Raw genomic sequence first — 19,276 nt, forward strand, 5'->3', positions numbered from 1 at the left:
GATTCTTCATAGTTCAATGATGGATGAATTTTAATAAAAAAAAGTAACCTGTCCAGCTACTTTTTAGACAAAAACACGGATTGGCTTGCAATTGGGGTAATTTCTTTCCATTTATTGAAATAACAATTAAATGTGTAATCGTATCTATCCCTAATAATAGAATAATGGATCATTTACTCATCAGATAAATAGCAGTTTTTTTAGCATAAATAATCGTGGAAAAAGAGGCGCTCCTAGTGTTACCCGCCTTGTGCATGTTGAATAAATAATCGTTTTATAGGCATCAATCGATTACATAAATTTAAACCTAAACCACGTAAGGTAACAACCGGCATAAAGGAATTACTGAATAATCGTTTGAAACCTTCCATCATCATAATAATTTGCCATACTGCATGTTTGCGCTCACGTTGATAAGCACCTAACGCTTTTTTAGATAACAGCTTATCCTGTACGGTATCCAAACATTGAATCCATGAGCGTACATCAGCCAGGCCAACATTTAAACCCAAACCAGCTAAAGGATGGATCGTATGTGCTGCGTCACCAAGAAGCAACCACCGGTCACCTGCATATTGTTTCACATGACGCATCTGTAAAGGGAACTGATGGCGTGTACTTATTACTTCAACCCGACCCAGTTTTTTAGCAAAAGCCCGGGTTAATGATTCATTAAACTCCTGCTCCGAAAGATTCATCAATTTTTTTGCATGTACTGGATCAGTAGACCATACGATAGAACATTGATGTGCATCGGCAAGTGGTAGAAATGCCAAAGGCCCATCAGCACGAAATACCTGATATGCGGTTTGTTGGTGCGGTTTCTCTACTGATACGGTGGCTACTAAAGCATGTTGTTCATAAGACCAGCTGTTTAATGGCACCTTAAGTTTTTGCCGTGCTGGTGAATTCGCTCCATCAGCAATCATTAACAGATGTCCTTCCCAAGTTTGCTGATTGCTTGATACTTTAACCCCAGCTTCATCACTAAAAACCTCTTCAACACGGCTGTCAGGGAATAAATGAATGGAACGCTGAGTTGAAACCTGGTGTAGTAAAGCCTGTTTCAACACAGATTCTTCAATGATATTCCCTAGATTCTGTTTGCCTATATAGCGTGAATCAAAATCAATATGAGCGTTACTTTCAGCATCCCAAACATACATACTACGGTAAGGAGAAAGACGTGGCTTATCTAAATGTTGCCAGGCGTTTAATTGGTGCAACAGTGTTTGTGATGCAAAATTAATTGCATAGACCCGAGTATCAGGTTGTGAGCTATCAACTTTTAATGAGCCTGCATCAATTACTGCTACAGAGTGACCACGCTGCGCCATAGCTAGAGCAGCAGTTAAACCCACAATGCCACCGCCAATTACTAATACGTTAAATTGCAGACTCATTTTTTTTCCTTCATAACTATTTTATCGCTTTGGCAATGCGATTTCACAAACCAAATCAGGAACCACTCCCCCAAACCCTCGTGCATATCGTGCTAAAAGGTTCTTCAATACAGGAATATTATCAAGAGCAATCAAGCCCAACCCTCGTGCCACCCCAAATCCTGGTAAACGACTGGTAAATACGTGAATTAAACCATCTGTTAAACGAGTAATAGCTTTTTGATCGTGGGCTCTTAATTGCACATAATGTTGCAACATCGCCGCGTTAATTCCTTGCTCAGCAATACATTGCGCTAAAGTCGCCACATCTCTAAGCCCTAAATTAAATCCCTGTCCCGCTACTGGGTGCAGGGTGTGCGCCGCATTACCTACAAAAACTACTGGCCATTTGGTTTGTATTGGCATTAAAACTTGCTGTAAAGGATAAGAAAAGCGCTTACCCACTTTGGCAAAGCGCCCCAAGCGATAGCCAAAAGCCTGTTGTAATTCCCGTAAAAAATCAGTCTCAGATAAAGACAATAAGTGCTCTGCTTCCTTAGGAGGAACGGCCCAAACTAAAGACATGCGATTATCTTGCATGGGTAAAAGTGCCAAAGGGCCATGCATTGTAAATCGTTCATAAGCACGGTGGCCATGGGACTTAAGTAACCCCACATTCGCTACAATTGCATGTTGACCATAAAGTTTGGTCTTGGCAGGTAATGAACAAAAACGACGTGCTGAGGATTGCGCACCATCTGCAGCAACAATTAAACGTGCAACAACATTAATTTCACCAGAATCAGTAAGAATTGTTGCCGAATGTTGTTCATAATCCAGGGACTTTAGGCTTGCTGGTGCAATAATCTGGTTATGCGGTAATAATTGATGCAAAGCCTGATTTATATGCTGCATTTCAGCAACATAGCCTAAAGGAGCATCTGCCCCCCCTTGCAGGCGTGATACCCCAAAATGATGTTGATCAGAAACATGGATCGTGTCTATAGCAGTTGCATGGTCTTTAAGAAGATCCCAAACGCCAAGCATGGTTAAAATACGCCGACTCGCTGGAGATAAAGCTAAAGATCGCGCATCAAAATCAGGGTTTACTTTGTCACTAAAAGGTTTTGCTTCTACCAACAAGGTGCTATAGCCCAATCCTTGCAGAGCAAGCATTAGGGTTGCCCCCGTCAATCCCCCACCAATGATCAGTATATCAATTTCTTTATTAATCACGCATTAACGCCTCAATTTCATCTACCTCTACAGGCAATGCCGCAGTTAATACTTCATGGCCTGTTTTCGTTACCACTACATCATCCTCAATACGCACACCAATATCCCACCAACGTTTATCAACCCCAGGAATATTTGAACTAATGTACAAACCTGGTTCAACAGTTAAAACCATTCCTGGTTCTAAAGGCCGCCACTCACCATTCACTTTATATAGGCCGCAATCATGAACATCTAATCCCAGCCAATGCCCTGAATTATGCATATAAAAAGGCTTATAAGCCTCTATTGCAACTAACTCATCCACATCACCTTGCAAAATACCCAACGCACAAAGCCCTTCCGTTAAAATGCGTATCATTATTTGTTGTACCGCATTCCAAGGAAGTCCAGGTTTAACTGCTGCAATTCCTGCTTTTTGTGCCTTGAGCACCAGTTCGTAAATGCTTTTTTGTTCCGGGCTGAATTTGCCATTGATTGGAAATGTTCTTGTGATATCCGCAGCATAATTCTCATACTCACCGCCTGCATCAATAAGCACTAAACTACCTCGGTGCAGGGGTTTATTGTTGTCTGTATAATGCAGTATGCAAGCATTTTCTCCACAGCCCACAATCGGATCATAAGCGACACTCCGACAGCCATGGCGGCTGAATTCATAAATCAGCTCGGCTTCCAGCTGATATTCATGCTCCAAATGCTTGCAACGACGCATTGCATGTTCATGAGCTTTAACAGAAATAGTTGCTGCTCGGCGCATTAAATCCAGTTCTGCATCACTTTTAAATAAACGCATCTCACCTAATATAGGCTCCAAATCACATAAATGGCCCGGTACTTTAATTCCACGCCGAACTTGACCTTTAAGCGCCACCAATGACTGCATGATGGTTTTTTCCAGATCTGAATTTCGCGCAAGAGCATAATAAACTGCTGATTTACCACTTAATAATTTAGGTAATTCTTCAGCAACACTGTCTATAGGAAAAGCCGCGTGCATGCCTAATACCGCTAGAGCCCCATCTTGTCCCAGGCGTTTTCCAGTCCATTGTTCCTCTGCCGGATTACGAGTACGGCTAAATAAAATACTCTGTGTATCCGCACCACAAATCAGAACCAACAATGCGTCAGGCTCGTTAAATCCAGTTAAATAATAGAAATTGCTGTCCTGACGAAAACGATAATGTGTGTCACCGTTACGTAATACTTCGCGAGCAGCAGGAATGATGGCAATGCTACCTTCGGGCAGTTTCTTTGCCAGTTGGTTTCTTCTTGTTAGATATTCTTGTTGAGAAATCATATTAACATCCTTATTAATGGGTCATTCCAGTATGGCCACCACGTTCATTTTCATTCATAACTAAATCACTGTATAAACGAAGCACTGCCATTCGTGCATATTCACTGACTTCCATTAATGCACGCTCATCCTCTTCGTCTACATCCAAGGTATCACAATCGAGCTCGGCAAATTCAACAAGATGTTGAAATGCATCTTGCGCTTCATCTTCATGAAATCGATTGGCAGTAACACCAGCTAAAGTCAACGCCTGAGTAAAACCTTCACACCATTCACTAAAAGCTTGCGCGCGGATCAACAGGGATTCCTCATCATCAGGGAGCAACATTTCAAACTCAAAATCCATAGTATTAATTTGCTGCTGACTTATAGAAAAAACAGAAAACATAGCTAAAACAGCATTACGACTGGCCTCATCTTTTTTATTATTTAATAAAGCACGTAAATACGCTTCGCCTTGACTGTCAGCGCCAGCACACAGGTAGCCACACATCATTCCATGTAATAAACTGGCGGATATATGCAACATCAAAATAGAAATCGTTGCAGAAAACTCATCATAATCGGGCAAATGCAAATGTGCTCTTTCTTCGGACATATTCAACTCATTTATAGAAAATACTCCATGATAACCGATTTAACGTAAGCGTTCACCCTACTAATTGCTGCTTGCGAGCAAAATTGTTACTATTCACATAGGCTCCCTATGGAATTGCAAAGGTCTTATTATCATGACGCAAATGAAATCGTGTACTGTTAAATTATTAAATAAAACTTATGACATAAAATGCCCTGAAGGCGAGGAACCCAATTTATTGCTTGCGGTGCAAAAATTAAACAACCAAATAGGGATTAATAAAAAGAAATCGAAGCAACTAGATGATTTCCAAACTTTATTACTTGCGGCCCTCGATATCAGTCATGAATTAATATTATGCAAAAACAAACAAGCACATCAACAGCATCAAGTAACACAATTTATTAACTCACTGGAAAATAAAATTAACAAAATGGTAGGTGGTGAGATGGTGGAACGATTTTCCGAAATAGATTAGTTTTATTGTTCATTTTATAAAAGAGACCTCCTCGTCTTTCGCGAGGAGACAATATATTTAGTGTATGCGCTCTGAACAAGAGAAAGCGAACCAATTTTGATTAAAAGGATTTAAAATGAGACGCCAATGGTATGTAGGCTTTGGAATAGCTTTATTAATTATACTTGCCTTCTTTGCGATGTTTCATAGCATCAAATGGTTTATCGCTTTTCTTATTCCCATTTTTGTGATTTGGATCTATGACTTGATTCAAAAGGAACATTCCATCCTACGCAATTTCCCGGTCTTGGGCCATGCACGCTATTTTCTCGAGTTTCTTCGCCCAGAGATTCAACAATATTTTATTGCCACCGATGAAAGTGAACTCCCCTTTAATCGTGAAACACGCTCTCTTATTTATGCACGTGCAAAAAATACTCGTGATACTGTACCGTTTGGTACGGAACGCGATATTTTAAGTGTGGGGTATACTTGGGCGCTTCATTCTCTAGCCCCAAAACATCATTCAGAAGTCGAACCAAGAATTACCGTTGGGGGACCCGATTGCCTGCAGCCTTACTGTGCCTCACGATTTAATATTTCCAGCATGAGCTTTGGCGCACTTTCTGGCAAAGCAATTATGGCCATGAATAAGGGCGCATTGATTGGTGGTTTTGCCCAAGCCACGGGTGAAGGGGGGTTAAGTACCTATCATTTACAAGGAGGCGATTTGATATTTCAATTTGGAACCGCCTACTTTGGTTGCCGCGACGCCCAGGGAAATTTCGATGATAAGGAGTTTGCTGCTGAAGCCAATCGTAAAGAAGTAAAGATGATAGAGATTAAACTGTCTCAAGGAGCAAAGCCCTCGCACGGGGGTATTTTACCTGCTGCCAAATTAACTGAAGAAATAGCTAAAGTAAGAAAAGTCTCCATGGGCAAGGACGTCATCTCCCCAATGGCCCACTCTGCGTTTAGTACTCCTGTAGAATTGCTCTATTTCGTAAAAAAATTACGCGACTTATCCCATGGCAAACCCATTGGGTTTAAATTATGTCTGGGGCGTAGAGATGAATTTCTGGCTATCTGTAAAGCCATGTTAAAAACCAATATCTTACCTGATTTTATTACCGTTGATGGAGCCGAAGGAGGAACAGGGGCGGCACCAGTAGAATATGTTAACTTTATGGGAACTCCTCTGGAAGCAGGATTAGTCTTTGTGCATAATGCATTAGTAGGGATTAATGTACGCGACAAAATACGCATCATCTGTAGCGGTAAAGTCGCGAATGGCTTCGATATACTGACCAATATCGCTTTAGGTGCCGATATGTGCAATTCTGCAAGAGCCATGATGATGGCGGCTGGCTGTTTGCAAACCAAACAATGCAATGCAAATACTTGCCCCACAGGAGTAGCAACACAAAACAAAAGGTTACAATATGGCTTAGTCGTCGATTTGAAAAAATATCACGTTGCCAATTTCCATAAAAATACCATGAAAAGCTTTTTGGAAATGGTAGGATCCCTCGGCTTGGATAACCCCAGCGATTTGAAACCCAGCCACATCATGAGACGAATAAGCTTACAAGAAGTTAAATGCTTTAATGAAATTTATGAGTATCTTTCACCTGGGCAACTACTAGGCCCTGATATCCCTGAGAGTTATAAAGCACATTGGGACAAGGCTGATCCGGACAAATTTTAATTTGAAAATCGTAGGGTAGCCTGGGTGAAGCACAGCGAACCCCGGGTTACGGTCCTTCAGACCGCCACCCAAGCCAGTTGTCTTATTTCCACTTAATATTACATCCCAGGCTTGGCTTTTGCTCTGGACTTACTGGCTTACCAGCGAGGATATTGTCCAGCGCATTTTGTAAGTGAGAGCCAGTCACGGGTTTATTGTTCCCAGGCGTTGACTCATCCAAACAACCACGGTAGACACAAAGCAGATCCTTATCAAAAATATAAAAATCAGGGGTGCATGCCGCATGATAAGCTTTAGCTACTTCTTGTGATTCATCATATAAATAAGGAAATGGATAATGAAATTTTTCTGCCTCAATCCGCATATTTTCCGGACCGTCTGCTGGATATTTTTCTGCATCATTAGAACTGATTGCAATGAATTGAAGTCCTTTTTTCTGATACGTTTCCGCCAACTCCACTATTTTTGTCTGAATATGTTTGACATAAGGACAATGATTGCACAAAAACATAATAACTGTTGCAATGGGTGATTTGATCTGTGCCAGGGAAATCCCTTGATCGTTGCGTGTATCAACTAAAGTAAAATCAGGTGCCTTACTTCCTAAAGGAAGCATGTTTGATGCAGTTGCTGCCATAATTACCTCTCGTTAATCAAAATATGTGCCACATCGACCTCCATTCAATCATGCAGCAGAATATCTATAAAATAGAACTTAGTGTAGGTTCATTGATTGTGTCGTTGCTCTTAATCTTGAATACAAATTCAAAAAAGAATTGGGGTAACCTTTAGTGATGACATGTTAAACGAAAAATTATGGGTAATCAAACGAGAGGCTGAATGCTCATCAGCATTTGCTATCTACTTCATCTAAGCTCAGGCTGAGAATGAGTCTCATTTTGCGGTTCTTCTTGCTCTTGAGATATATGCCCCTGCCGCAGTTGAGTTAATTGTTGCTTAAAATTGCGAGCAACAGCTTGCGGCGAGTCTTTCTTATAGCTTGTATATGCTATCGGTTGATCACGCAGTTCCTTATCCTTCATTTCCATTGGTTCAATAGGCTTATTGTTGCTTTTTATAACCGGGCTATCAAGTGTTACCATAGATTTTCGATAACTACTAATGCGTGTATCATTCGTTCGTTCTACCACTTGAGTTTTCGGACTCAATTCCGACATTACTACATCTTCTGTTGCTGACGATTTCATACGAAGATCGCTAAAAAATTGTTTAACACCCTGCCATGCGCTTTTTAGCCAAGATTGAACAGCTCTTTTTTCCAATTGCTGCTCTTTTTTTAAATTACCCAAGAGGGAATCTTGTTTTTGCTCGGGCGTTACCTCCTCTATAAGATCTTTATTTTTTTCATTAGTGAGGTAATTTTCAATAGTCCTTAATTGTTCTTCTAATTCTTTTTGTCTTGTTTGCATCTGCGAGGCTAAACTGAAATCTCCAAAATCTTGGAACATCTTAAAGTTGTGCTCGCATGTATTAATTCTTTCCCGCAAGTCGCTAACTTTCTCTTCGAGCTCTTTGGGATTGAGCGAAGGCAAGAATTGATATTTTTTATCATGATCTAATGCCTCAATTGGATGTTCTTCTCGAGCGATCGGAACCCGTATTTTATTTTGCTTTTCTAAAAGGTCCTCATACTCTTTTACTGCTTTATCTACTGCCTTTGTCGCTTTTGTTCGCCCCAATAAGAAATCAAGAAACGACACTTTTGCTTGCAACCTTTCTATCTCCTCACTCTTTGCTTTTAATTGCTCTACTAATGCTTCGCCTCGGATGGTATTGAATGGATTTGTATAACCATATACGTTTATGCTCCCATCCAAACGTACTCCAACAATCATATTCTGCAAAGTAGTTGAATGCCGATTAGTAAATGCGCTTAAATTTAAATGATATCCTTGCAGGGCGAATTCATTGGCCATCTCTTGCGCATAACAATTACCCTGCTTATTGATCAAACCTAACTCACAGCCGAAACACCGTAATCCTTTGATAACTCCTTTTTTTAATCCAGCTATTTCTCTAGCCTCATCAAAGGCTCTTACAAATTGTTTTGGGGAAAAATGAGATTCGCCGTAACTTTTAGAACCAGCATGTCCAACTACGGTTATTCGCGTAACATCAGCCGGACTTAAGCCAATCAAGCAATTCGGGGAAAAACGCTTTATTTCACTATTTGGGAGCTGCTTGGCGATACTTTGAGCCGAACTAAGAGTGGCCGAATCATCACCTAAAATGAGTATAATGTTTTTTGACTTCATTAAATAAATGGAAAACCAAAGGACTAATAATGTTAGTATAGTTCCATTTGTTTATTTTTTAGTCTATTTACTATAATTGAACTACACGGACTATAGAGAATACGATGATAGTATTGATGAGCAACAGCAAAGAGAATAGAACGGCTGCGACGAACTTACAACAATTGACTCATTTTGATGTTGTAACGTTAGATCAGCTAACTGACTTAAATAAAGCCAAAGAACCGCTTCTATTAGTTGATGTGGATGCTAATGATAAATTTTTACGTTACCTTGAGCCGGTTAGTTTCGCCAAAGCACTATTAAAACAACAGTTATCGGCTCAAATTCAATCCGTTGTTTTTCTCATTTCTGATAATAATAAACACAAAAACTTGTTTGAATTTGCCAGACCTTTTCTTGCCTGCTTGGAACAAGCCTTTAATCATCCAGTAATCGCTTATATCCCCTCCGATTTAAATTACTATGCCACCGTGCTCGTAGCGCCAGAGGAACAGAACTCAAATTGGCAAGTCTACGGCATCGACATTGAAGACTTCCCCAAGGGGGCATCGTTAAATTTAGAATTATTTCAAGGAATAAAAGGCAAACATCTATTATGGGAAGGACCCAACATATTAGAATGGATAGTCACCGACAACAAAGCCATTAGCAGCAGCCCTGCAGTGGCGGAAAATCTCCGCTTTCACTTGTGAAATAGAGCCAAACAGCGCCATTTCTTGACTTTCATCGAGAAGACCATGGTATAATTAACTTAACCCGATAGCGAGAGATTTTAGAACCAATGCTAACAGCATGGGAAGCATCCTGAAGTCGGCGTTGTGCAAGCCCACCCTGTAGTGGGAAGCCTGAACCGACTCATCCGCTACCCACTTGAACCCCAGGGTTCATAATCCATGTCTGTCGGGCTATCCTTTCATTAGTTGCTCTTTTAACAAAAGATATTCATCTCGAACCTTGGCTGCTGCTTCAAACTCCATATTTTTCGCATGCAAATACATTTGTTTTTCCAACGTATTGATGTGTTTCACTAATTCCTGAGTTGACCAATGTAAATATTCTGGGCTTGGTTCAGCAACTGCCGCATTACGTTTTCCTGAATAGGCGCCTTCCATGATATCTGTTATGGATTTATTAATCCCTTTGGGGATGATTCCATGTGCCTCATTGAATGCTTTTTGTTTTTCACGCCTTCTGCTGGTTTCATCCAAAGCCCTTTGCATGGAGCCAGTAATTTTATCAGCATAAAGAATAGCGCGTCCTTTCACGTTACGTGCTGCACGCCCTATAGTCTGAATCAGAGAACGATCAGAGCGTAAAAAACCCTCTTTATCTGCATCAAGAATCGCAACCAAAGCGACCTCTGGCATATCCAAACCTTCACGCAATAAATTGATCCCAACCAAAACATCAAAGACCCCCAGACGCAAATCACGGATAATTTCAACGCGTTCAACCGTGTCGATATCCGAATGCAAATAACGAACTTTAACACCATGCTCGTTCAGATAATCGGTTAAATCCTCTGCCATTCGTTTTGTTAAAGTGGTTACTAAAACCCGTCCATTTTGTTGAATCACCAAGCGAATTTCTGACATTAAATCATCGACCTGGGTACGCACCGGGCGAATTTCGACTTCTGGGTCAACAAGTCCTGTAGGGCGCACTACCTGTTCCGCAACATTATCAGAATGCTCTTGTTCATAAGGGCCAGGAGTTGCTGAAATGTAAATGGTCTGTGGAGAGCGTCCTTCAAATTCTTCGAACCGTAATGGCCGGTTATCCAGCGCCGAAGGCAGTCTAAAACCATACTGGACCAGTGTTTCCTTACGAGCTCGATCACCTCGATACATGCCACCAATTTGGGGTACAGTAACATGGGATTCATCGATAATAAGCAACGCTTCGGCTGGCAAATAGTCAAATAAGGTTGGCGGGGGTTCACCGGCTTCTCGCGCAGATAAATAACGAGAATAGTTTTCAATACCAGAGCAATAACCCAATTCCAGCATCATTTCTATATCAAAAAAAGTACGTTGCTCCAAACGCTGGGCTTCAACCAATTTGTTTTGCGCTTTAAACTCCGCCAAACGTTCTTGCAACTCTTCCTTGACCCAATCTACCGTTTGTAAAATACGATCACGAGGAGTGACGTAATGCGTTTTAGGGAAAATAGTCACCCGCGGCACCCGCCGCAGAATTTCGCCGGTAAGCGGATCAAACTGAGCAATATTCTCCACCTCGTCATCAAAGAGTTCAATGCGTATGGCTTCTCGTTCCGCATCAGCAGGGAAAATATCAATAATGTCGCCATGCACTCGAAATTGGCCACGCTCCAGAGCTAAGTTACTGCGTGTGTATTGCATTTCAGCAAGTCGTCTTAAAATTTTACGCTGATCGGATTGTTCTCCGCGGGAAAGATGTAATACCATACGCAAATAGGAATCAGGATCACCCAAACCATAAATTGCAGAAACTGTTGCGACGATAATCGCATCTTTACGTTCAATTAAGGCTTTGGTGGCAGACAAACGCATCTGTTCTATATGCTCATTGATGGATGAATCTTTTTCAATAAAGGTATCCGAAGCAGGCACATAAGCTTCCGGCTGATAATAATCATAGTAGGAAACAAAATATTCTACCGCATTATCGGGGAAATAGGCTTTAAATTCGCCATAAAGCTGGGCAGCAAGCGTTTTGTTAGGAGCCATAATTAAGGCAGGCCTGCGCATGGCTTGAATAACATGTGCTATAGTAAAAGTCTTGCCTGAGCCAGTAACCCCTAAAAGGGTTTGTTTGGATAAGCCTGATTTCAAGCCGTCAATTAATGAGGCTATGGCGGCCGGCTGGTCACCAGCAGGTTTATAATCGGCATAGAGTTTAAATAAATCTTTCATATCTTTTATAGTATATCTCACAGGAGCAACAAATGGATATCGCATTAGCAAAACGCGTGCAAAAAGTTAAGCCTTCACCTACTTTGGCCGTAGCAGCAAAGGCCACCCAAATGCGTGCTCAAGGGCATGATGTCATTAATCTGGGTACAGGCGAACCCGATTTTGACACACCCAATTACATTAAAGAAGCAGCTATCGCTGCCATTCATCAAGGTTACACCAAGTATACGGCTGTTGATGGCATTCCTGAACTTAAAGAAGCCGTTAAAAATAAATTCAAAAACGATAATAATCTTGATTACCAGGCCAATCAAATTCTAGTTTCAGTAGGAGGCAAACAAAGTTGTTACAACCTCTGCCAAGCCCTGCTTAATCCTGGTGACGAAGTCATTATTCCGGCACCATACTGGGTTTCTTACCCTGATATGGTCTTATTGGCTGATGCAATCCCTGTTATCATTTCTACAACTCCAGCACAAAGATATAAAATTAATGCCCAGCAACTCGAAGCAGCCATCACCCCCAAAACCAGGATGATCTTTTTAAATAGTCCATCCAATCCATCCGGAGTCGCCTACACGCTAGATGAATTAAAATCTTTAGCCGAAGTCTTGAAAAAGCATCCCCAGATTATTATTGCCACGGATGACATGTACGAGCATATCCTTTGGAGCCAACCCTTCGCCAATATTCTTAACGCATGTCCTGAGCTCTATGAGCGAACCATTGTCTTGAACGGCGTATCCAAAGCCTATGCGATGACTGGTTGGCGCATCGGTTATGCAGCAGGCCCTGCTCCATTAATGAATGCGATGAAAACCATCCAATCCCAATCAACATCAAATCCCTGTTCCATTGCCCAAAGAGCAGCTGTAGCAGCACTAACCGGTGGCAATGAAAGTGTATTGGAAATGGTAAAGGCTTTTCGCCAACGACACGATTTTGTAGCATCTCGATTGCAGGAAATGCCAGGAATTGAAGTCATTCCGGCTGATGGGACTTTTTATATTTTCCCAAGCGTGCAAGCAATCATAGAAAAGCGTGGATACAGCAATGACCTTGAATTTTCTGAAAAACTGTTAGTTGAAGCAGGGGTTGCCTTAGTTCCCGGCTCCGCATTTGGCAATGAAGGCTGCATTCGTTTATCCTTTGCGACCAGCATGGAAATATTAGAAGATGCTTTAAATCGCCTGCAACGTTTTTGCAGTTAACACAAAAAATCCCTTCTCCCCAATGGGGAGAAGGTGCCCACAAAGGCAGAAGAGGTATCCTAAAATAGGATAAAAAATAAAAATTTCCCAATAAATATTAAATTTTAAAAAATTATTACTAAATCTACTTGACCCCCAACCAGAATCGTTTTAAGATTCCGACCCTATTCCCCGGTAGCTCAGTCGGTAGAGCGGATGACTGTTAATCATTAGGTCACAAGTTCGAGTCTTGTCCGGGGAGCCAATCCCAGTCTGGGTTTTGGCGAAAATCAATCAAACCTTAAATTTTACGTGTCGAATATGTGTCGAAGTTTGGGATGACGTTCGGAGATAACACGCACCTGTGGTTTCCAAGTTTTTTAGGCTCTTCCCCCAACCCGGGCACTAATCAAGAACACAAAACTTTAAAGCTGCCCCTTATTTGGGGTAGAGCCGATATCATTATTTGAAAAATTATTCCATCTGTTTTCTAATGAATTTGTCATATAAAATTTCCGCTGTTTCTTTAGTTCTTTCATCGAGTGAGCTCAATAAATCGGCATAAACCAAAATGAAGGGTACATGGTTTTCTTTATGAGTTTTGGTATCAAAATTCCAGAATTTTTTTATTAGCTCTATATTCCCATTGTTATCTTTTTTTAACCTGCATTTATATTGTAATAGTGGTAATGCATCGTCTGCATAAAGTGTAATTATTTGGGGGCTTAGATAATGAGTTAACTTTGCAGCAGCTATTTCTCCTCCCCAAAGAAAATTAAATTCACAGGGATTTGTTTCTTTAAACTGTGCCAGATTATCTGTTGAAAATTTATCGATCATTAATTTTGGACGTAATCTCTCAGCATAGCCAATACACCATTTACTTAATAAGATATCTTTATTAACCAAATGCTTTTCACCACGATTTTTTTCTACGATATATCCATGCTTTTCTAAAATAAAAAGTGTTTTGCTAACACTTCCTAATGCCACATCACTCATTTTAGCAAGCTCACGATAGGTATGCTCTAACGTTTTTTTAATGACAAGCAATGTAAAAATAAGTTTTATACTGGCAACACTCAGTGTGAATTGGGTGATATCCGATAGACTTTTCTTTTGAGGCGTTTCTCCTTTAATAGAGATAAATACAGGGGGAGAATTTATATACATATTGCCAGAGAAATCAACGTACTCAATATTCGCCTTTTGCAATTTATCAGCCAAAACATTTATTAATGTGGTTGCTAATTAAAATGCTTTTTTTATTTAAATGTTGCATATATTGAACGATGGCACCAATATTCGAATTATCGATATTGCCAACGAGTTCAGGGTTATAGATTAGCTTATTATTCTTTTCAATTTGAAGGGTTAATTGATTTCGTTTTTCATCAAATTTACATTGAAGCTTTGATCTATCCTTTATGATCGATAATAGTTTATCTATACTCATCACAATATCCTCTTTGCCATGTTCATAATTATTGCTTGTTCAAATAAAATGAACAACATGAAAAAATGAACAAAATGAAAAAATGAACAAAATGAATGTACAGATTTGTGTTGAATAGCGGAATAATATATACCGTAATTATTACGCCTTCCATGCATTACTTGATGCTTGTATGATACAAAAAAAATCAGCCATGAAAGCTTAATATGAAAACAATCTGCGTGTACTTAGGAGCTAGTTTTGGAAACAATGTTGCATTTAAACAAGCTGTTAATAAGCTTGCTCATGAAATTGTTGATCACGGACTTACACTTGTCTATGGTGGCTCTAGTCTAGGGATGATGGGTTTATTAGCAACTACAGTTAAAGAATTGGGAGGCAAAGTAATAGGAGTTATAACTACTCATCTTTTAGACAAAGAAAAGCCGTTAGATACTCTAGATGAGCTTCATATAGTTGATTCAATGCAAGAACGTAAAAAAATGCTTCAACAATTGGCTGATGCATTTATAGTTATACCTGGTGGGCTAGGAACACTAGAAGAAGCAATTGAAACCTGGAATGCAATAAAAATAGGTGAACTTAACAAAAAGATAGGATTCCTTAATATAGATGAATATTTTGTAAAACTATTTAGTTTTATTGAACATTGTCAAGAAAATGGATTTATACACGCTAAGCAATCTACTATACCTATGATACACGCTGATCCTAGTAGTTTACTTAATAATTTAATTCAATCAGAAGAAGTTCTTGTAATGGATAAGAAACCTGAATTGGTTTGAAAATGTAATAGGTATCTTATGGATGGTATAAATTTAGAAAAACATCATGCTTTTCACTTTGAAATAGGCTAATTTTAAAGAATGTTAAAATTTGTGATGATCAATTTAAGTGAAGGAAGATCTCTTTTAATCAAATGCCAATGGAATTTGAATAATAAATCAAAATCAAACTTGATAAGGTTTAAACTATTATAACCCCATGCTAAAATCAAAATTTAATCTGTGAGGGATCTACTATGGGCATCATATCGCTTTTCGAACAACTGGCTAGCACAACTCACCATAAAATAAATCTTGATGAGCTATTAAAAGAAAAAGATGTTAACATACAGCAAGTATTTGCTAATAACGATGCCTCGTTTCTAAAAAACCTTTTCAATGAAAAAGCAATACTTGCTGATAGAACCACAATTTTTGATCTCTAGACCTTCTAAGTCTTTTAGCATTAGATATGCAAATTAATCCAAATACATCTTCACTGGTTGTTGTTGGATGTGGAATTAAGTTTTTCGCTCATTTAACAACAGAGACAATTGCTTATATACAACAGTCTGATATCGTTCTTTATTTGGTGAATGATCCTGTTCTGAAGTCATGGATACAAAAGCAAAATCAGAATACAGAATCGTTGGACTTTTTATATCGCTCATGCTCTCATCGTGCAGAAGCCTATCAGCGTATTACTAATTATGTTTTAGAGCATCTATACCAAATGAAACATGTATGCTTTGCCCTATATGGTCATCCAAGTGTTTTTTCCAAACCAGGATTAGAAGCAGTTAAGCAGGCGCAAAAAAAAGGTTATTTTGCAAAAATCTTACCTGCTATTTCTGCAGAGGCTTGTCTTTTCGCTGATTTATTGATAGATCCTGGCTCTTTAGGATGTCAATCATTCGAAGCATCGGATTTTTTAATTCACCAGCGACAATTAGATGCTTCGTCACACTTAATCTTGTGGCAAATTGATGCGGTAGGCATTATTGACCATGAATCAACAAATAATAAAAAAATGGGGATTTTGCTCTTATTGGATTATTTGCAGCATTTTTATAAGCCTATAGATGAAATTATTATCTATGAAGCCGCCCAATATCCTGGTTTAGATCCTAGAATAACCCGTACGCAGTTACAGTATTTACCGGATATTCAATTATCGACTATTTCAACCTTATATATTCCCCCTGTAAAAAAGACTCATTGTAATGAGGCAATATTAAGTGCACTCGGATTAATGTAAAAATGACGGATTATTTAACAACTTTGGCTAGAAAATACGCAGCAAATTATAAAGGATTATCAAAGCATTGTTGGCAGGGTATTATGCTTATTTGTATTAATACGCTTACTATTGGCATTTGCTTTTTCCTGTCGCTCTACTTTGTTACTATTAGGCAGTTTACTCCATCCATGGCTGGATTATTACTTTCTTGCTATGGTATGGGTACTGTTTTAGGAGGACTTATTACTGGTAAATTGTCAGATACGTTTTCACCTCATCTTATTTCAATCTCTAGCCTTTTAGTGCAATCTACAACGTTTTTTCTTTTAACTTACTTACATTCAGTCTTCGCATTAATGGCTAATATGTTCTTGCTTGGATTTGCAGCTTATGGATTTAAAACCTCCAATAATGTATGGATGCTTAGCTTATGTCGAAATGATACAAATTTACGGTACAAAACGATTAGTATTTCACATGTTGCTGCCAATTTTGGATTAGGATTATCAGGAGTTCTAATTGCTAGCATGACTACTTATGGATTTAAGTCAATTTTTTATTTATCAAGCTTATTGCTTTTGTGCTCTGCACTTTATCTTTTATTTCAGAAAAATACGAGCACTACTGTACTGTTACCAATCAAAGGACAGCATTACTACGAGTATTCAAATGCGTCTCAAATAATTATATTATTGGTTATTGCATGTGTTTTTCTTGTTGGGTTAATTATTGCCCAGTTAAGCACTACTTATCCTCTCTATATTCAAAAGTTATTTCCACATTTAGGTATTAGGGCCGTAAGTATTTTATTTATCTTAGATACTTTTCTAATTGTCTTTTTCCAAGCTCCATTGACTACCTTAGTAGGTGGGCAAAATAAATTATTAGTAACAGGAATTGGGGCTTTATTAATGGGAATAGGGATGTTGGTTTTAAGCTATTCTTCTGTATTTGTGCTGGCTATTTTCTCATGCATTATTTGGACAACTGGTGAAATGCTCTTTATCTCTACGGCCCAACTTTTATGTTATGAGCAAAGTAGCAATCAGAAAAAGGGACAAAGCTTAGGATTATTTCAAACTGCATTTGCAATAAGCAATGTCATTGGACCAGCCGTAGGAGGTATCATATATCAAAATTGGGGGGGAAATTTACTTTGGTATTGCAGCATGTTCATTGGGACAATGTGTTTTTTTCTGTGTTGGTATGGCAGCAGAACCTATACTAACACATCCTCTTAAGAAGGAAGCATCTGCTGCAAATAATGCTTCTGATGCATGTGGAAATAAAGTATCACTAAACCGCTTGTCACTATTTAGCAGCTCAAGAGAGTTTCTAAGAATGTTATGAGTATCTATAGAATTATGAAAGTAGCTGAACTTAACAAATTTTGCTATTTGTCCAACAACAGTATCAGAAGACAACGCTCCATCTTTTGATAATTCTTCAATGAAAATATTCATGATATGCTCTAGTTCGCGTACTTCATTTATTGTACTGGAGGCAAGGCGTGATCTTGGTGAGAATATACGAGTAGCAGGATGCTGTAATGAATAATATATTGGGAAATAATCTGTTTGAAAATTAAAATGTTTAGGTTGCATCACTGTTGGCCTATATTTTTTTAGGCCATAAGACTCCACAAAAGCTTGCTGCAAAATATCTACCGGCAAAGCATTATTATCTGTTGCAGGAGCATAACCAGGAGCAGCCCCTAAAGCAGTAGCAAATAAATGTTTCGCTGTATCGACAAGGTAAGGATTGGGTTTTAAATTACGATTTTTTTGTATGATCGAAAAAGTGATATCATAGTAAATTCTGTTTCGCTCATACTCATATCGATACCATGCCAATTCGTGCAAATATTGTTTCAAAGCTTTCCAACCCACATCATTATGCAAACTAATTAACCAATTTTCTGAGAAATAAACAATACAACAACGCCAATCAGTACTAATTACCTTACTATTGACTACCTCTCTAAAAACTTGCCAATGTTCATATAGTGATTTTGCTGGTCGACTTTTAATATTAAAATCTCGCTGTAAATTTGAGTGATTTAGAGTTGCTCCTATATTAGGTAACATAAATGTTGATCGCGCTCCGGCTGTTGAAGACAACAATCCATTGGGCGTATAAACATGACTCTTTCTTTTATTTAATATGGTTGAGAGAGGAAAAATATCCCCAGGTTTATAAACAAGCCAGGGAATTGTGATTTGTTCATTTTTCAAATCAATATAACACTCAAGCTCTTTCTCAAGAATCATGCCTAAAGGCGTGCCATTTAAGCTATATCCAAGATGCTGAAGAATATCTTGTGGAACATTGGGATCCGTGATTCGGTAGTAGTCTCCATTTATATTCGGAAATAAGGAGCTGCATGTGTCAGCATCGGTATCACCATAAAGATAATAGGCAATATAAAGAGGGTAAGATTGATTCGGCGATAACTGATCTACGATACTTGTGAATATAGGCTCTACTTTTGCAAAACGATGACGAATATCTGACCAAAAACATTTAACCAATCCTTTTCTTTCATCAACCGCTGTATACATCAATGCAACATCCTGTATTTTAGGTTGTGTCCTCATTTTTTGCCTTGAAACCAAATGAAGTCACGTTCTAGTATGATCTAGTAAAAACCTGCGATTTTAGTTCTACAAAATGAGGCATGTCAACAAATTAGATTCGCCACCCTGATCCTTTTTTAATTAATTTGATCATTATTAGGCCCTTAAATTTAAATGAAAATAAAGTAATTTTTTTCTTTAATATTCGATGTTT

Annotated in this window: 18 protein-coding genes, 1 tRNA gene and 1 other RNA gene; 10 read left to right on the top strand and 10 right to left on the bottom strand. The window is 38.9% G+C overall.

All coding sequences use genetic code 11. The annotated features are described in order from the left end of the window. Positions 1-239 precede the first annotated feature (239 nt). From ELY20_RS14535 to ELY20_RS14550, 4 genes are read right to left on the bottom strand one after another with little or no spacing between them, the layout of a single operon-like run. Complete coding sequence (locus ELY20_RS14535; RefSeq protein WP_110143628.1) at positions 240-1,403, bottom strand: UbiH/UbiF/VisC/COQ6 family ubiquinone biosynthesis hydroxylase; 1,164 nt, start codon at positions 1,401-1,403, stop codon at positions 240-242. 21 nt (positions 1,404-1,424) lie between these two features. Then, a complete protein-coding gene (gene ubiH, locus ELY20_RS14540) occupies positions 1,425-2,618 on the bottom strand; it encodes a 2-octaprenyl-6-methoxyphenyl hydroxylase (protein ID WP_110143629.1) in 1,194 nt (397 codons plus the stop codon). Further along, positions 2,611-3,918, bottom strand: coding sequence for a Xaa-Pro aminopeptidase (gene pepP, locus ELY20_RS14545; RefSeq protein WP_110143630.1), 1,308 nt, complete (start codon positions 3,916-3,918; stop codon positions 2,611-2,613). Before pepP ends, ubiH begins: the two co-directional genes overlap by 8 nt. Before the next feature lie 13 nt (positions 3,919-3,931). Continuing rightward, complete coding sequence (locus ELY20_RS14550) at positions 3,932-4,516, bottom strand: UPF0149 family protein (protein ID WP_110143631.1); 585 nt, start codon at positions 4,514-4,516, stop codon at positions 3,932-3,934. A 133-nt stretch (positions 4,517-4,649) separates the two neighbouring features. Between ELY20_RS14550 and ELY20_RS14555 the strand changes: the two genes are divergently transcribed. Together ELY20_RS14555 and ELY20_RS14560 are read left to right on the top strand one after the other, a co-directional pair. After that, positions 4,650-4,973, top strand: a complete 324-nt coding sequence (locus ELY20_RS14555; protein WP_058467636.1) for a cell division protein ZapA — start codon at positions 4,650-4,652, stop codon at positions 4,971-4,973. Positions 4,974-5,088: 115 nt separating this feature from the next. Then, entirely contained in the window at positions 5,089-6,660 is a 1,572-nt protein-coding gene (locus ELY20_RS14560) for an FMN-binding glutamate synthase family protein (RefSeq protein WP_110143632.1), read from the top strand. 82 nt (positions 6,661-6,742) lie between these two features. Here the strand turns inward: ELY20_RS14560 and ELY20_RS14565 are convergent, their stop codons facing one another. Both ELY20_RS14565 and ELY20_RS14570 read right to left on the bottom strand, forming a co-directional pair. Next, positions 6,743-7,297: a thioredoxin family protein gene (locus ELY20_RS14565; protein ID WP_110143633.1), complete on the bottom strand. Its 555-nt coding sequence runs from the start codon at positions 7,295-7,297 to the stop codon at positions 6,743-6,745. Between the two features lie 229 nt (positions 7,298-7,526). Then, positions 7,527-8,936: a hypothetical protein gene (locus tag ELY20_RS14570; protein ID WP_110143634.1), complete on the bottom strand. Its 1,410-nt coding sequence runs from the start codon at positions 8,934-8,936 to the stop codon at positions 7,527-7,529. 104 nt (positions 8,937-9,040) lie between these two features. On the opposite strand from ELY20_RS14570, the gene ELY20_RS14575 reads away from it, so the two are divergent. Together ELY20_RS14575 and ssrS are read left to right on the top strand one after the other, a co-directional pair. After that, entirely contained in the window at positions 9,041-9,631 is a 591-nt protein-coding gene (locus ELY20_RS14575; protein WP_110143635.1) for a hypothetical protein, read from the top strand. Positions 9,632-9,689: 58 nt separating this feature from the next. Continuing rightward, a non-coding RNA gene (gene ssrS / locus ELY20_RS14580) (6S RNA) lies at positions 9,690-9,850 on the top strand. On the opposite strand, the gene uvrB is transcribed toward ssrS, so the two are convergent. After that, the gene (gene uvrB, locus ELY20_RS14585; RefSeq protein WP_110143661.1) at positions 9,845-11,836 is read right to left on the bottom strand and encodes an excinuclease ABC subunit UvrB; all 1,992 of its coding nucleotides are present in this window, start codon (positions 11,834-11,836) and stop codon (positions 9,845-9,847) included. The two genes, ssrS and uvrB, sit on opposite strands and share 6 nt — an antisense overlap. Positions 11,837-11,868: 32 nt before the next feature. On the opposite strand from uvrB, the gene ELY20_RS14590 reads away from it, so the two are divergent. Together ELY20_RS14590 and ELY20_RS14595 are read left to right on the top strand one after the other, a co-directional pair. Next, on the top strand, positions 11,869-13,047 hold the full coding sequence (locus ELY20_RS14590; RefSeq protein ID WP_110143636.1) for a pyridoxal phosphate-dependent aminotransferase: 1,179 nt from the start codon (positions 11,869-11,871) through the stop codon (positions 13,045-13,047). 168 nt (positions 13,048-13,215) lie between these two features. After that, positions 13,216-13,291: transfer RNA gene (locus ELY20_RS14595), tRNA-Asn, on the top strand. Positions 13,292-13,500: 209 nt separating this feature from the next. On the opposite strand, the gene ELY20_RS14600 is transcribed toward ELY20_RS14595, so the two are convergent. Then, positions 13,501-14,199: a type IV toxin-antitoxin system AbiEi family antitoxin gene (locus ELY20_RS14600; protein WP_233590613.1), complete on the bottom strand. Its 699-nt coding sequence runs from the start codon at positions 14,197-14,199 to the stop codon at positions 13,501-13,503. A gap of 46 nt (positions 14,200-14,245) precedes the next feature. Next, a complete protein-coding gene (locus ELY20_RS17030; protein ID WP_233590615.1) occupies positions 14,246-14,482 on the bottom strand; it encodes a hypothetical protein in 237 nt (78 codons plus the stop codon). Between the two features lie 206 nt (positions 14,483-14,688). Here ELY20_RS17030 and ELY20_RS14605 point away from each other — a divergent pair, with 206 nt between their 5' ends. The 4 genes from ELY20_RS14605 to ELY20_RS14620 all read left to right on the top strand — a co-directional run bounded on the left by ELY20_RS14605 (position 14,689) and on the right by ELY20_RS14620 (position 17,727). Continuing rightward, entirely contained in the window at positions 14,689-15,267 is a 579-nt protein-coding gene (locus ELY20_RS14605) for an LOG family protein (protein ID WP_110143637.1), read from the top strand. 236 nt (positions 15,268-15,503) lie between these two features. Continuing rightward, positions 15,504-15,692, top strand: a complete 189-nt coding sequence (locus ELY20_RS14610; protein WP_110143638.1) for a hypothetical protein — start codon at positions 15,504-15,506, stop codon at positions 15,690-15,692. A gap of 26 nt (positions 15,693-15,718) precedes the next feature. Next, complete coding sequence (locus tag ELY20_RS14615; RefSeq protein WP_110143639.1) at positions 15,719-16,504, top strand: SAM-dependent methyltransferase; 786 nt, start codon at positions 15,719-15,721, stop codon at positions 16,502-16,504. A gap of 2 nt (positions 16,505-16,506) precedes the next feature. Beyond that, a complete protein-coding gene (locus ELY20_RS14620) occupies positions 16,507-17,727 on the top strand; it encodes an MFS transporter (protein WP_110143640.1) in 1,221 nt (406 codons plus the stop codon). Here the strand turns inward: ELY20_RS14620 and ELY20_RS14625 are convergent. Next, positions 17,638-19,083, bottom strand: a complete 1,446-nt coding sequence (locus ELY20_RS14625) for a hypothetical protein (protein ID WP_233590617.1) — start codon at positions 19,081-19,083, stop codon at positions 17,638-17,640. The genes ELY20_RS14620 and ELY20_RS14625 overlap by 90 nt on opposite strands. Positions 19,084-19,276: the final 193 nt, after the last annotated feature.

Source organism: Legionella qingyii (genome assembly GCF_003990155.1).
Taxonomy (GTDB): Bacteria; Pseudomonadota; Gammaproteobacteria; order Legionellales; family Legionellaceae; genus Legionella; species Legionella qingyii.

Bases quoted from the DNA above. Each gene is read 5' to 3' on its own strand.
- ELY20_RS14535 (WP_110143628.1), bottom strand. From the start codon at position 1,403: ATGAGTCTGCAATTTAACGTATTAGTAATTGGCGGTGGCATTGTGGGT.
- pepP (WP_110143630.1), bottom strand. From the start codon at position 3,918: ATGATTTCTCAACAAGAATATCTAACAAGAAGAAACCAACTGGCAAAG.
- ELY20_RS14550 (WP_110143631.1), bottom strand. From the start codon at position 4,516: ATGTCCGAAGAAAGAGCACATTTGCATTTGCCCGATTATGATGAGTTT.
- ELY20_RS14555 (WP_058467636.1), top strand. From the start codon at position 4,650: ATGACGCAAATGAAATCGTGTACTGTTAAATTATTAAATAAAACTTAT.
- ELY20_RS14560 (WP_110143632.1), top strand. From the start codon at position 5,089: ATGAGACGCCAATGGTATGTAGGCTTTGGAATAGCTTTATTAATTATA.
- ELY20_RS14565 (WP_110143633.1), bottom strand. From the start codon at position 7,297: ATGGCAGCAACTGCATCAAACATGCTTCCTTTAGGAAGTAAGGCACCT.
- ELY20_RS14570 (WP_110143634.1), bottom strand. From the start codon at position 8,936: ATGAAGTCAAAAAACATTATACTCATTTTAGGTGATGATTCGGCCACT.
- ELY20_RS14575 (WP_110143635.1), top strand. From the start codon at position 9,041: ATGATAGTATTGATGAGCAACAGCAAAGAGAATAGAACGGCTGCGACG.
- uvrB (WP_110143661.1), bottom strand. From the start codon at position 11,836: ATGAAAGATTTATTTAAACTCTATGCCGATTATAAACCTGCTGGTGAC.
- ELY20_RS14590 (WP_110143636.1), top strand. From the start codon at position 11,869: ATGGATATCGCATTAGCAAAACGCGTGCAAAAAGTTAAGCCTTCACCT.
- ELY20_RS14600 (WP_233590613.1), bottom strand. From the start codon at position 14,199: ATGTATATAAATTCTCCCCCTGTATTTATCTCTATTAAAGGAGAAACG.
- ELY20_RS17030 (WP_233590615.1), bottom strand. From the start codon at position 14,482: ATGAGTATAGATAAACTATTATCGATCATAAAGGATAGATCAAAGCTT.
- ELY20_RS14605 (WP_110143637.1), top strand. From the start codon at position 14,689: ATGAAAACAATCTGCGTGTACTTAGGAGCTAGTTTTGGAAACAATGTT.
- ELY20_RS14610 (WP_110143638.1), top strand. From the start codon at position 15,504: ATGGGCATCATATCGCTTTTCGAACAACTGGCTAGCACAACTCACCAT.
- ELY20_RS14615 (WP_110143639.1), top strand. From the start codon at position 15,719: ATGCAAATTAATCCAAATACATCTTCACTGGTTGTTGTTGGATGTGGA.
- ELY20_RS14620 (WP_110143640.1), top strand. From the start codon at position 16,507: ATGACGGATTATTTAACAACTTTGGCTAGAAAATACGCAGCAAATTAT.
- ELY20_RS14625 (WP_233590617.1), bottom strand. From the start codon at position 19,083: ATGAGGACACAACCTAAAATACAGGATGTTGCATTGATGTATACAGCG.